The 12,509-nt window shown below is 65.7% G+C and carries 11 protein-coding genes; 7 read left to right on the plus strand and 4 right to left on the minus strand.

What is annotated here, in order from left to right; genetic code table 11:
- Positions 1–24: 24 nt before the first annotated feature.
- Positions 25–1,770 carry a hypothetical protein gene (locus tag YU1_RS0105735; RefSeq protein ID WP_210163755.1) on the minus strand — a complete coding sequence of 582 codons (1,746 nt, stop codon included), beginning with the start codon at positions 1,768–1,770 and terminating at the stop codon, positions 25–27.
- Between the two features lie 620 nt (positions 1,771–2,390).
- On the opposite strand from YU1_RS0105735, the gene YU1_RS0105740 reads away from it, so the two are divergent.
- The 4 genes from YU1_RS0105740 to YU1_RS0105755 all read left to right on the plus strand — a co-directional run bounded on the left by YU1_RS0105740 (position 2,391) and on the right by YU1_RS0105755 (position 6,996).
- Positions 2,391–3,164, plus strand: a complete 774-nt coding sequence (locus YU1_RS0105740; protein WP_029003246.1) for a transketolase — start codon at positions 2,391–2,393, stop codon at positions 3,162–3,164.
- On the plus strand, positions 3,161–4,069 hold the full coding sequence (locus tag YU1_RS0105745) for a transketolase family protein (RefSeq protein WP_029003247.1): 909 nt from the start codon (positions 3,161–3,163) through the stop codon (positions 4,067–4,069). The genes YU1_RS0105740 and YU1_RS0105745 overlap by 4 nt, the downstream gene beginning before the upstream one ends.
- 16 nt (positions 4,070–4,085) lie before the next feature.
- Complete coding sequence (locus tag YU1_RS0105750) at positions 4,086–6,050, plus strand: NAD-dependent epimerase/dehydratase family protein (protein WP_029003248.1); 1,965 nt, start codon at positions 4,086–4,088, stop codon at positions 6,048–6,050.
- A gap of 169 nt (positions 6,051–6,219) precedes the next feature.
- Positions 6,220–6,996 carry a class I SAM-dependent methyltransferase gene (locus YU1_RS0105755; protein WP_029003249.1) on the plus strand — a complete coding sequence of 259 codons (777 nt, stop codon included), beginning with the start codon at positions 6,220–6,222 and terminating at the stop codon, positions 6,994–6,996.
- A gap of 204 nt (positions 6,997–7,200) precedes the next feature.
- Here YU1_RS0105755 and YU1_RS0105760 read toward each other — a convergent pair whose 3' ends face one another.
- From YU1_RS0105760 to YU1_RS0105770, 3 genes are all read right to left on the minus strand, one after another.
- Entirely contained in the window at positions 7,201–7,581 is a 381-nt protein-coding gene (locus YU1_RS0105760) for a GtrA family protein (protein WP_029003250.1), read from the minus strand.
- A gap of 61 nt (positions 7,582–7,642) precedes the next feature.
- Complete coding sequence (locus YU1_RS0105765; RefSeq protein WP_035714021.1) at positions 7,643–8,401, minus strand: class I SAM-dependent methyltransferase; 759 nt, start codon at positions 8,399–8,401, stop codon at positions 7,643–7,645.
- 332 nt (positions 8,402–8,733) lie between these two features.
- A complete protein-coding gene (locus YU1_RS0105770; RefSeq protein WP_051356542.1) occupies positions 8,734–9,435 on the minus strand; it encodes a GntR family transcriptional regulator in 702 nt (233 codons plus the stop codon).
- Positions 9,436–9,741: 306 nt separating this feature from the next.
- On the opposite strand from YU1_RS0105770, the gene YU1_RS0105775 reads away from it, so the two are divergent.
- The 3 genes from YU1_RS0105775 to YU1_RS0105785 all read left to right on the plus strand — a co-directional run bounded on the left by YU1_RS0105775 (position 9,742) and on the right by YU1_RS0105785 (position 12,489).
- Positions 9,742–10,749, plus strand: coding sequence for an ABC transporter substrate-binding protein (locus YU1_RS0105775; protein ID WP_029003253.1), 1,008 nt, complete (start codon positions 9,742–9,744; stop codon positions 10,747–10,749).
- 91 nt (positions 10,750–10,840) lie between these two features.
- The gene (locus YU1_RS0105780) at positions 10,841–11,608 is read left to right on the plus strand and encodes an ABC transporter ATP-binding protein (protein ID WP_029003254.1); all 768 of its coding nucleotides are present in this window, start codon (positions 10,841–10,843) and stop codon (positions 11,606–11,608) included.
- A gap of 5 nt (positions 11,609–11,613) precedes the next feature.
- A complete protein-coding gene (locus YU1_RS0105785; RefSeq protein WP_035714135.1) occupies positions 11,614–12,489 on the plus strand; it encodes an ABC transporter permease in 876 nt (291 codons plus the stop codon).
- The last annotated feature ends 20 nt before the right edge of the window (positions 12,490–12,509 follow it).

Genomic DNA, 12,509 nt, shown 5'->3' on the forward strand with positions numbered 1-12,509 from the left:
GTGGCGGACATGACGAAGCGCGCCTCAAGGCATGCGTCCGAAGGCGCCGCTGCGGTCGAGCGTGAGCCTTCCCCACAGCCGTCTGGGGCCGCCATACGCGGGCCACAGCCATTTCTCACCATCCTCGAAGCTGGAGCCTTCCGGAAGGCGCAGACGGCAGATGGACGTGCAGTCCCAGTCCGGATGGGGCCAGCCGCGCAGATCGCGGGGCGCCCGTGACAGCAGCGCCAGCCCCTGGGCGTCCTTGAGCAGCACCAAGGGCGATCCTGACGGCGAGGGGGCATAGGCCGCGATCACGTCGCCGCTCTCGGGCGCCTCCCCGGCGGGTCGGACGTTCAAGGGGCGGCCTTCCATGATGCGCGACCATTCGGTCCAATAGTTGGACATGCCCGGTGGCAGGTTGGTGGGGATGGACGATACCCCGTTGCGGCCCCAGAATGTGGGGGCGGAGATCCGTGCGCCGGATGGCACCGCCTGCGCCAGGAGGTGGAAGGCCTGCCAGCGCTGCTGGTTGGCGGCCATGACATCGCGCATCAGCAGGTTGTAGCCGAGGCTCAAGACGCAGACGGCGGCGAGGAGGGCCGAGAGGGCGGCACGGAGCAGGTTCGACCGCCAGCGGCCGGCGGCCATCGCGCACCCGGCGAACACCACCGTCGCAAAACCGACCTGCGCCGCGGCGCTGGACAGATGTCCCTGAATATATCCCGCGAGGACCATCCATTGGTACGCCGCCGAGAGCGATACGACCGCGAGCGGAATGACCAGGAACACCATGCCCATGACGATGAGCGCCCATAAAGGCTCCCGGTGCGCCGATACACGGCGCAGCACCATCCAGAATCCGCTGGCCCATGCCAGAAAGGCCGCGACGAACGATGGGTCGGACATCATCGAGCGTCCCAGCGTGCCGAAGCTCACGACGGCGGGCAACGCCGGCGCGCCGGGGATGAGTTGCTGGGGCAGGATGATGCCGTCTGCCAGGCCGAAGGGCAGGATCGCCTTCAGCCAGAGCGCAAGGAACGTCTGCCCCCAGGGCAGCAGGTGGAACGACGGGGTCACCCGCCCCGCGTCGGCTCCGGGCGGGAAAAACAGCTTGCCGGAGGCATAGAAGGCGGCGGCGACCAGCCACGCCGTGACATAGACCGCCAGAAGCCGGCGGCGGCGCGCCCCGGAGGTCTTCCAGGCCACAAGGCCAATGATCGGTATCGTGAAGATGATGAAATCATACTCGGGCCATGCGACCGCCACCATCGAGGACAGAACGGATACGGCCAGGGATGTCCGTGTCGGATGATCGAAATGCCTGAGCAGAAAATATATCGAGATCAGGAACAGGCCAGGGGAGGCAAGGCCGATGACGGGATAGCCGGGAGGGGCCGTAAAATAGGCATGGATCGCAAAGGTGCCGCATGTGAACGACAGCCATCCGGCCGCCACAGTCTCTCCCACCAGCCGCCGCAGCGTCAGGAACGCCAGGATGCCGGTGCCCAAGAGCTGGGCTTGGTAGACCCATTCGGAATACCAAGACGACCCGATCTTCACTCCCATCATGGAGATCGGGATGTTGAAGAGGTGGGTTGTCCGCTGCTGCAGCATGGCCGCCCAGAGGGTGAAATCAGGCCAGGACAGCTGCGGATCGTTCGCGACAATCTCGAAATAGATGTCGTCGTGATTGGTGTGGCGCAGCCCAGCGAGCATCCACGCCAGGAGCGCCAGGTTCACGGCGGCGAAGAGCAGGGGGAGCTTGTCTCTGAGGGCGGCGGCGAACACGCCGGTCCTGACGGGCTGCGGGTGCATCGGGGTCATTTCAGCACGACGCGGCGATGCGCCAGCTCTTTGGCGCTGTCGGTGAGCAATGGCGGCGTGGACAGGCATGGGAGAGGTGTTGGATGCGGCCTGATCCCCCGGATCCCGCTGGCCTTGCCCGGTCGTTCACAATCTCTCTCCGCCTCAACCGCACTCGAGGGCGCGGCGCCCACCGGGGGACACATATACACACTCGCAGGTGTGACGTCGCAGCGGACGGCCGGGACGGCAGTGGGGGCGAGGCTGGCGATGGGCCCAAGGGCGGGCCGTGGCTGGGAGCCGCTGCGGAGCCGCCTTTGCGCCGGACCCGGCCCCGCCGCCGCCCGTGCGCTGCGACATTCTGCCCCATTTGGGGCCAGCCCCGTCGTCGCCTGGCCGCCACGGGGAAGGAGGAGCGCGGGTGAGGCTTTGCAGCGTTTTTTGCCCCACCCTATGGCCTCGGCTTTTGGGGTAGGTTAGAGCAGGCGTCACGCGGGATTCACCGGCGGGCCCAAAGGGGAAAAGCTGGCAGAACAGGCGGTGATTCTCCGCCGGTTTGGGCCGTTCTCATTGGCCGGCTTCCTTGATGAAGATATGAACAGCTCATGAAGATCGCTGACGACACGTTCAGATCAGCCCGCAAGAGGCTGCTGAAGATGCACTTTGAAAGCGGTGTCGGTCATATCGGGGGCAATCTGTCCTGTCTCGATGCTTTGCTGATTTTGCATCACGAATATATCGGCGCTTCTGAACGCTTCATCCTGTCCAAAGGTCACTCCGCCGGCGCGCTTTACGTGGCGCTCTGGAGCCGTGGTCTGGTGTCCGACGCCCAGCTGGCGCAATTCCATCGCGACGATACGCTGCTTGCCGGTCATCCGCCCGCGGCGGGCCTGCCCGGTATCCGCTTTGCCACCGGCAGCCTCGGGCACGGACTGTCGCTCGCCGCCGGCACCGCGCTTGCCTTGAAGCTCAAGCGCGAGACGGGCATGGTTTATTGCCTGACATCCGACGGGGAATGGCAGGAAGGGGCCACGTGGGAGGCGCTCATCTTCGCCGCCCACCATCGGCTGCACAATCTGACGATCCTCGTCGACCATAACAATCTCCAGGGCTTCGGCCGGACCGCCGATGTCGCCTCCATGTCGCCGCTGGGCGTGAAGCTCGGCGGCTTCGACGTGGCGCTCCAGACCGTGGACGGCCACGATCCCGAGGCGATCCGGGCCGCGCTCGAGGTTCCCGGCAACACGTGCCGCGTCATCGTCCTCGAAACCCGGAAGGGGCATGGCGTGAGTTTCATGCAGGACCGCATGGAGTGGCATTATCTGCCCCTGAACGAGCAGGATTATCGCCGGGCGCTTCTGGAGATCGAGGCGCAATGAGAAAGCAGCTCTGCGACGCGCTTGTGCTGCGCGCCCCGCGGCCCGAGATGGTGTTCCTGACGGGCGACCTCGGCTTCATGGCTCTGGAGCCGCTGCAGGACGCCATGCAGGAGCGGTTCATCAACGCCGGGGTCGCCGAACAGAACATGGTTTCCGTTGCCGCCGCCATGGCGCGGGAAGGCCTGGAGGCCTGGGTCTACAGCATCGCGCCGTTCTGCTATGCGCGGCCGTTCGAGCAGATCCGCAACGATGTCGCCTTCCACAACCTGCCGGTGAAGCTCATCGGCAATGGCGGCGGCTACGCCTACGGCGTCATGGGGCCGACGCACCATGCCATCGAGGACTACGGCGTATTGCTGACGCTGCCGAACATGCGCGCCTTCATCCCGGTCTTCGATGAAGACCTCGACGCCACCATCGATCGGGCCGGGACTGTGCCGAACCCGGCCTATGTCCGGCTTGGCCGGGGCGAGATCCCGCCCGGCTACGCGGTGCCGGCATACGCTCCCTGGCGCCAGCTCGTGCACGGCGGCGGCCGGACCGTGATCGCCGCCGGACCGATCGCCGGGACGTATCTTTCGGCCTTCCTGTCCCTGCCGGAGCGGCTGCGTCCGAATTTCTGGGTGGTCTGCGAGCTGCCCCTGGAGCACAACCCCATGCCGGCGGCCCTGCTGGAGCAGATCCGCTCGGCGGGCAGCCTTTGCGTGATCGAGGAGCACGTCCGTCGCGGCGGGCTCGGATCGGAGATCGCCCTGTTCATGGCCTCGCAGGGCATCGCCCCGGCGGCCTTCCACCACTTCCACGCCCGGGCGCACCATTTCCCCACTTATGGTTCGCAGACATTCCTGCGGGGGCAGTCCGGCCTCGATGTGGAAACCGTCCTTGCCGTGATCGGAAAAGAATAACCAGGGATACCGGCTCATGTCGCTCGCATCGCACATTCGCGCCCTGGATGGACCGATCCTGGTGACCGGCGCGTCCGGTTTCATCGGCGCCAATCTGTTCAAGGCGATCGCCGCGCATCGCCGGGACGTGTTCGCCTGCGTCCAGCGCGAGAAGGGCTGGCGCCTGGCCGAGGTTGGCGATGAGCATATCGTCGCCGTCGACCTCAGCGATTCGGCGGCGGCCAAGAACCTCATCGCGTCGCTGGCGCCGCGAACGGTGTTCGATTGCGTCGCCTATGGCGCTTATTCGTTCGAGGAAGACCCCTCGCGAATCTACAAGACCAACGTCCAGTCGCTGGTGGAGTTCGTTCACGGCCTGTCCGAGACGCCCATCTCCGCTTACATCCACGCCGGCAGCTCCTCGGAATATGGCTCCAACAGCGCCGGCCCGCGTGAAGATGATGTCTGTCAACCCAACAGCCATTACGCGGTATCCAAGGTAAATGCCGCGACATTTCTTTACTACATGGGAAAATTCCGCGCCTTTCCCGTGGTCAATCTCCGGCTGTACTCGGTCTATGGGCCGCTTGAGGATACCTCGCGGCTGATCCCGACCCTTGTGCGGCGGGCGCTCGCGGGCGGGTTGCCGCCATTCGTCGACCCCGATACGTCGCGCGACTTCCTCTATGTCGAGGATGCCTGCGCCGCATTCATCATTGCCGCGGCGAAGATGCAGCCGGACCTTTATGGCGAGAGCTTCAATATCGCATCCGGCGACAAGACGACCATTGCGGATCTTGCCGCCGTCGCCCGATCCACCTTCGGCATCGCGCAGGAGCCGAGCTTCGGCGCGATGGAAGGGCGCCGGTGGGATCTGGCGGACTGGTATGGCGATCCTTCCAAGGCGCGGGCCCTGCTGGGCTGGGAGGCCCGCACCGATCTGGCGGCGGGCCTGCGCGCCACCGCCGGCTGGGTCGCCACGCTGAGCGACGAGGAGTTCGAGCAGGGGACGAAGCGCAATTTCCTGAACCGGCGCCGAAGCATTTCCGCGATCATCGCCTGCTACAAGGATGGAGAGGCGATTCCCCATATGTATCGGCGCCTGACGGAAACCTTCCGTCGGCTCGAAATCGATTATGAAATCATCTTCGTGAACGACTGTAGCCCGGATGACAGCGCGGCTGTCATTCAGGAGCTCAGCGCGCAGGACAGCCGAGTGATCGGCATCTCGCATTCCCGCAACTTCGGGTCGCAGATGGCGTTCCGCAGCGGGATGGAGCTGTCCACCAAGCAGGGCGTGGTGCTGCTGGACGGTGATCTTCAGGACCCCCCGGAACTGATCGAGCAGTTCTATCCCCATTGGGAGCAAGGCTTCGACGTGGTCTATGGCCGCCGCGTCAGGCGCGAGATGCCGTGGCATTGGGGATTGCTCTACAAGCTGTTCTACCGTGTCTTCGCGGCCTTCAGCTATATCCGCATTCCGCTGGATGCCGGTGACTTCTCGCTCATCGACCGCCGCGTGGTCGGATGGATGCTGAATTGTCCGGAGCGAGACCTGTTCATGCGGGGCATCCGGGCTTATGTCGGCTTTCGTCAGGTGGGGGTGGATTACGTCCGCCCGGAGCGGATGTTCGGCCGATCGACGAACAACTTCCTGAAAAATATAGAATGGGCGAAGAAGGGCATCTTTTCCTTCAGCAATACGCCTTTGACCATGCTGACGGCGGCCGGTGTCGCGCTCCTCGGATTGTCCTTCCTGGCATCGGTGGTGACGATCCTGCTGAAGGTCTTCGTGCCCGATATCGCCCCGAGGGGCGTCACCACGCTGCTGCTGGCGGTGATCGCATTCGGTTCTCTCAACGTGTTCGCCATCGGCATCGTCGGTGAATACGTCGCCAAGATCATGGCGGAGGTGAAGCAGCGGCCGCGCCTGATCCGCGCTGCGTTGATCCGCAACGGGCGGTCCACGGACATGTTGCCTGATGGCAAGGATCTCCATTGATCGCCGGATCTTCGGGTCTTGGTGCTTCTGAGGTGTGGTAATGCGCTTAGCTCGATCCTGCCCTGTTTGCGCGGCTCCGGTCTCGGAGGCCACGGTTTTTGTCGAGGAGAATATCGACCCGGCGCGGATCTCCGGCTTCAGCTTTGCCTCGCGCAAGGAGCCGGAATACATGTGTCACCGGCTGATGCGCTGCTCGCGGTGCGATCTCGTCTATGTCAGCGATCCGCCGGGCCAGGATGAGCTTGCCGAGGCCTATCACGTCTCCGACTACGACAGTTCGGAGGAGGCCGCCGACGCCGCCATCGCCTATATCGCCGCCATGCGGCCGATCCTCGCCAAGCTGCGCCAGAAGACGCAGGTATTGGAGATCGGCGCCGGCACCGGGGTTCTGCTCGAATTGCTGAAGTCCGAGGGCTTCACGACGCTGGTCGGGGTGGAGCCGTCGTCCGCGGCCATCGGCGCTGCTCCGGCGCATCGTCGCCCGTGGCTGCGCGAGGGCATCTTCGTCGAAAGCGACTTCGAACCGGCCTCGTTCGATCTCATCTGCTGCTTCATGACCATGGAGCATGTGCAGGACCCGATGGCCACGGCCATGGCGGCCCGCCGCCTGCTGCGCCCCGGCGGGGCCTTCGTCACGGTCACGCATGATTATACCAGTCTGGTCAATCGCCTGCTCGGCAAGAAGTCTCCGATCATCGACATCGAGCACATGCAGATATTTTCCGGCGCCAGCATTCGCCAGTTGTTCAGCCGCTGCGGCTTTCAGGACATCAGCGTGCGGCCATTTTACAACAAGTATAGCCTGAAATATTGGCTGCGCCTGGCGCCGATTCCGGCGGCGGCCAAGGCATCTGTCCGGTCGTTCAGCGCCGGGACAGGCTTGGATCGGATCAAGCTGGCGATCAATGTCGGCAACACCATGACCGCGGGGTTCGCCCCCCTGTGATCCGCGCTTTGTGTTGCGGGTGCGTGCGCTCGGCTTTGCCGTGCCCATGGACGGCTCGCGGCGACTGATCCCTGGATCAGGGGTGGTCAGCGCGCATGCCGTTCAAATGGCATTTCCATTTGAATGGCGAGACGCTCTCCATTCATGCCTGCCCCCTCCAGGGCGCGCGCTGAGCAGCTTGCGTCGCAGGCCTATCGGAAAACGCTAGCCGGCGCGCCGGCCGAAGACGAAGGCCGATTGCAGGACGTAGTTGAGCGCCGCCACCGGCACCACGATGATGGCCATGGCCCATATGCGCCCGCCGACCATGGGCGAGAGCCATTGGATGAGCGTCAGGTAGGTCAGGAAGATGATGCCATAGATGGCGAGGAACCGCGGCGCGCGTCGCAGCTGAAGATCGCGGAACACGATGCCTCCGGTGGTGGCAAAGTTGAACGAGATGGCCGCGATGTTCGCGATGATGAGAATGATCCAGGTGGAAAGGCTGGTGAAAGCCAGCACCGTGTAGACGGTGAAGCCGAACACCGTGTTCATGCCGCCGACGAATACGTAGCGGATGATGCGGTTGTTCCATAATTTCAGCATGAGGTCTGCGACGCTCTCTCGCGCGGATAACACGCCACTGTCTTCGGTGCGGGGAGGTCATTCATGCCGAGGGTTTCGGCTTGAATGCAATCACGCCGTAGCCGAGCGGGTCCTCCCTGGACCCAAGGCCGCAGCGGAGCGCGACATGCGCCGCAAAGACGAAGCCGAGGGTAGCTGGTGCCAGCAGCAGCGCGAGCGGCAGCGACCAGAGAGCCCGCGTGGCGGGCTTCGGCCGCACAAGACGCAAGGTCAGGATGATCAATTTGTTGGCGATGGCGGCGATGTCGTTGCCGCGCTCCCGGATCTCGGGGGCGACGAAGCCGGCGGTGGCGAGGCGCCGGGCCAGTCCGAACCGGGTGAACCGGCTGTAGTCATGGGGGATGTGATGAATGCGTGCTGACCAGGGAACCGTCAGGATCAGCTGCCCGCCGGGCTTCAGGACCCGCCACATGTCCGCCAGCAGCGCGGCGGGGTCGGGGACATGTTCCAGCACCTCGATGCACATTAAGGCGTCGAAGCTATCGTCGGCCATGGGTAGTTTCGAGCCGTCATAATAGACGACGCCGGGCACCCGCAGCATGCCGAACTCGTCGGCCTTCTCCACATCGACGCCGGTATAGTCGACCTCCTTGGCCAGCATTCCCCTCCACGGGGCCTGGCCGGCGCCCACATCGAGCACTTTGCCGCGCACCGCGCCGAGCGGTTCCCGCAGGAAATGCACGATGGTCCACAATTGCAGGTCCACCAGGCAGCGCGCCCAGAACAACGCCCTATTGTCCTCCGGGGGACGCACCGCGATGGGCTTGAAAGCTTCCGTCATGCTCGTCTTCCGGTGATGCGCAATGGCCGCTGCTGGCGGTTGGGTCCTTGGCGGGACACTGGCTTTCCTGACACGTCAGCTCCTGTGGTGCGCCGTGTGGATCGGCCGGTTGCGCCCCGACGAAAGTCCGCCGATGCCTCGTGAAGCGGGGGGAAAGTGGCCTGAAGGCGCGCGCGGATCAAGCCTTCCCGGTGCGGCGGGCGCTTTATGACTGGCTTCCTGCTTCTCCCCCGCCCGGCGGCGCGCTTTCATCAGCCTTGCAGCCGTCCTCGAAACGGCAATGCCATCCTCCTGGGGATGCGCCCGCGCAGAGACCGACCGCTCGCGGTCGCTCAGGCCCTGAAATAGTCCGGGTGGGACTGGCGCAGCTTGTCGACGAATTCCAGCGAGCGGGACAGGTGGTCGCGCAGGCTCGCCTGGGCCGCCTCCGGCTGGCCGGCGGCGATGGCATCGACGATGGCGGCGTGGGCGGCCAGGATCTCGCGCATCTTGCCCGCCTTGGGCAGATGCAGGTTGCGCAGCCGGTCGATATGGCCGCTCTGGCGCCGCACCAGATGCCACAGCTCGGTCATGCCCAGCGTGTCGTACATGGTGCGGTGGAAGGCGTGGTCGGCGGCGGCGAAGGCCACATGCTCGCCGAGGTCGCAGAAGGCGGTCTGCTGGCGGATCAGGCTGCGCAGCTTCTCCACCAGCGCCGCGTCCGGCGCCAGCGCCAGCGTGCGCACCAGCTCCAGCTCGATGGAGCGACGCAGGAACTGGCCCTGCCGCGCCCGGTCGATGTCGATGGGGCTGACCACGGTGGCGTGCTGGGGGAAGACATCCACCAGGGCCTCCTCCTGGAGGCGCATCAGCGCATCGCGGATCGGCGTGGAGGAGAAGCCGAAGCGCGCCTGGAGATCCTGCCGCGACAGCACGGCGCCGGGCGCCAGGGCGAGCGAGATGATCTCCGCGCGCAGCACCTCGCACACGAAGCTCGCCCCGCTTTTCGAGCCGTCCCGCGACCGGGCCGGCAGGCCCGCCAAGAATTCCACCATCGTCCTCGCCCTCCTGGCCACATCCTTCCGGCCACATCCTTCCGTTCTCCCGCCGGTTCATAGCACAGGCGTGCTTGACGCACTAATGCATTAGTGCTTCAGTCCAGGCATCAAACCGGCGGCATCGACCGTCGGCGGCCGCAGAGCCGCATTCGAGGAAACGCCATCGTTCCCAGCCCATTGCCGCAGCCTGCGTGAGGCCGCCGCCCGGTTTCCGGGCGGAGGACCCGGCGCATGGGCGGGGGCGGGACGCCAGTTCCGCAGCGGCGGCGCGCCAAGACGCCGTGGACCAAGGAGGACCGCCAGATGATCTCCCGCAGGCATGCGCTCGCCCTCGGCGCGGCATTCGCCATCGCCCCACGCGGCGCGATGGCCCAGGCCAAGACCGAGGTGTCCATCAGCCGCCAGCCCGGCATCCTCTACATGCCGACCCACGTGATCGAGAAGCAGAAGCTGCTGGAGAAGCATGCGGAGAAGCTCGGCGTGCCCGGCGTCACCGCCAAGTGGATGTCGTTCTCCAACGGCGGCGCGCAGCAGGACGCGCTGCTCTCCGGCGGGGTGGACATCATCAACACCGGCACCGGCCCGCTGCTGGTGCTGTGGGACAAGACGCGCGGCAAGGTGAAGGGCGTGGTGGCCAGCTCCGCCCAGCCGCTGCTGCTGATCAGCCGCGATCCGCGCATCAAGTCGCTGAAGGATTTCGAGCCCGGCGACAAGATCGCCGTGCCCACCGTGCGCGTCTCCACCCAGGCGATCCTGCTCCAGCTCGCCGCGAGCCAGCTTTACGGGCCGGAGAACTGGAACAGGTTCGACCCGCTCACCGTCCAGCTCGGCCATCCCGACGCTTTCATCGCCATGAAAAACGCCAGCCACGAGGTGAAGACCCATTTCGCCGCGCCGCCGTTCCAGACCTATGAGCTCAAGCAGATCCCCGAGGCGCACATCGTCGCCAATTCGGCCGACATCATCGGCTCGCCGCTGAGCCAGGGCCAGTTCATGACCACCACGGCCTTCGCCGAGGCCAATCCGAAGATCATCCAGGCGCTGCGCAACGCCGCCGAGGAGGCCAAGGCCTTCATCGAAACCCATACCGGCGAGGCGGTGGAGATCTATCGCGAGGTCACCGGCGACAAGACCTCGAAGGAAGAGCTGCTGGAGGTGCTGAAGCAGCCGGGGATGATGGAGTGGAACATCTATCCCCAGGGCACGATGAAATTCGCCCAGCACCTCAACCGCATCGGCGCGGTCAAGACCCAGGCGGCGTCCTGGAAGGACTATTACCTGCCGGTGGCCCATGACCTCCCCGGCAGCTGAGCTGGCGCGCACCGGCCCCGCGCCGCGCGCCGGCCGTGCCCCGGAAGACCGCGTTGAAGGCCGCGCCCGGCCTCATGCCCAGGACCGCTCCATGGCCGAACCGCTGCTCGACGTCGCGTCCGTGACCCTGCGCTACAAGACGCCCGGCCTCGTCATCACCGCCACCGAGCGCGTCTCGTTCCAGGTCAACACGTCGGACCGCTTCGTGCTGCTCGGCCCCTCCGGCTGCGGCAAGTCCACGTTGCTGAAGGCGGTGGGCGGCTATATCGCGCCGAGCGAGGGCGCCATCACCATCAAGGGCCGCCGCGTCACCGCGCCGGGGCCGGACCGGATGATGGTGTTCCAGGAGTTCGACCAGCTGCTGCCCTGGAAGACGGTGCTGGAGAACGTCATGTTCCCGCTCACCGACGCCCGCCGCCTGCCGCGCAGGGAGGCGGAGGAGAAGGCCCGCCACTATATCGAGAAGGTCAACCTCACCCGCGCGCTCGACAGCTATCCGCACACTTTGTCCGGCGGCATGAAGCAGCGCGTGGCGATTGCCCGCGGCATGGCCATGGAGCCGGACATCCTGCTCATGGACGAGCCGTTCGCCGCGCTCGACGCGCTGACCCGGCGCACCTGCCAGGACGAGCTGATCCAGCTCTGGGAGGAGACGCGCTTCACGGTGATGTTCGTCACCCATTCCATCGCCGAGGCGATCCGCATCGGCAATCGCATCCTGCTGCTCTCGCCCCATCCCGGCCGGGTCAAGGCGGAGGTGGTGGACGTGGACAAGGCCAGCGTGGCCGACGGCAGCGCCGGCCGGCTGGAGCGCGAGATCCACGCGCTTCTGTTCGCCGAAACCGGCCACGGGGAGTGAGCAACATGTCCGTCACCTCCACCACCCCCGCCGCCCCGCGCATCATCCTGCGCGAAGCCGCCGGCCCCGCCACCGCCGAGGTGCAGCGCAAGGTCGGCGTGCTGGAAGCCGCCTGGGACATGAGCGTGGTGCGCAAGACCACGATCATCCTCGTCCTGGCGCTGATCTGGGAGATCTACGGGCGCTGGCTCGACAACCCGCTGCTGTTCCCGACCCTCACCGAGACCGTGCAGGCGCTGGCCGAGAACATCGCCAACGGCATCCTGCCGGCGCGGGCGTGGGCGTCGCTGAAGGTGCTGCTGATGGGCTATTCGGTCGGCGTGGTGCTGGCGGGGCTGCTCACCATCCTCGCCATCAACACCCGCACCGGCTCGGATTTCCTCGAAACCGTCACCGCCATGCTGAGCCCGCTGCCGGCCATCGCGCTCCTGCCGCTGGCGCTGATCTGGTTCGGCCTCGGCAACGGCAGCCTGGTGTTCATCCTGGTGCATTCGGTGCTGTGGCCGGTGGCGCTCAACACCCATTCCGGCTTCCGCGCGGTGTCGGAGACGCTGCGCATGGTGGGGCGCAACTACGGCCTCACGGGCTTCGCTTACATCCGCAAGATCCTCATTCCGGCGGCCTTCCCCTCCATCCTCACCGGGCTGAAAATCGGCTGGGCCTTCGCCTGGCGCACGCTGGTGGCGGCCGAGCTGGTGTTCGGCGTCTCCTCCGGCCAGGGCGGGCTCGGCTGGTTCATCTTCGAGAACCGCAACCTCTTGGAAATCCCCGCCGTCTTCGCCGGCCTGCTCACCGTCATCCTCATCGGCCTGGTGGTGGAGAACCTCATCTTCCGCACCATCGAGCGCCGCACGGTCCTCAAATGGGGCCTCCAGCACTGAGCGCCCGAACACTCCAGACA

The organism is Azorhizobium doebereinerae UFLA1-100, from assembly GCF_000473085.1.
GTDB classification, from domain to species: Bacteria; Pseudomonadota; Alphaproteobacteria; order Rhizobiales; family Xanthobacteraceae; genus Azorhizobium; species Azorhizobium doebereinerae.

What these genes read in the sequence shown, in the direction of transcription:
- YU1_RS0105765 (WP_035714021.1), bottom strand. Translation starts at nt 8,401, where the DNA reads ATGACGGAAGCTTTCAAGCCCATCGCGGTGCGTCCCCCGGAGGACAAT.
- YU1_RS0105740 (WP_029003246.1), top strand. Translation starts at nt 2,391, where the DNA reads ATGAAGATCGCTGACGACACGTTCAGATCAGCCCGCAAGAGGCTGCTG.
- YU1_RS0105775 (WP_029003253.1), top strand. Translation starts at nt 9,742, where the DNA reads ATGATCTCCCGCAGGCATGCGCTCGCCCTCGGCGCGGCATTCGCCATC.
- YU1_RS0105770 (WP_051356542.1), bottom strand. Translation starts at nt 9,435, where the DNA reads ATGGTGGAATTCTTGGCGGGCCTGCCGGCCCGGTCGCGGGACGGCTCG.
- YU1_RS0105745 (WP_029003247.1), top strand. Translation starts at nt 3,161, where the DNA reads ATGAGAAAGCAGCTCTGCGACGCGCTTGTGCTGCGCGCCCCGCGGCCC.
- YU1_RS0105760 (WP_029003250.1), bottom strand. Translation starts at nt 7,581, where the DNA reads ATGCTGAAATTATGGAACAACCGCATCATCCGCTACGTATTCGTCGGC.
- YU1_RS0105755 (WP_029003249.1), top strand. Translation starts at nt 6,220, where the DNA reads ATGTGTCACCGGCTGATGCGCTGCTCGCGGTGCGATCTCGTCTATGTC.
- YU1_RS0105750 (WP_029003248.1), top strand. Translation starts at nt 4,086, where the DNA reads ATGTCGCTCGCATCGCACATTCGCGCCCTGGATGGACCGATCCTGGTG.
- YU1_RS0105785 (WP_035714135.1), top strand. Translation starts at nt 11,614, where the DNA reads ATGTCCGTCACCTCCACCACCCCCGCCGCCCCGCGCATCATCCTGCGC.
- YU1_RS0105780 (WP_029003254.1), top strand. Translation starts at nt 10,841, where the DNA reads ATGGCCGAACCGCTGCTCGACGTCGCGTCCGTGACCCTGCGCTACAAG.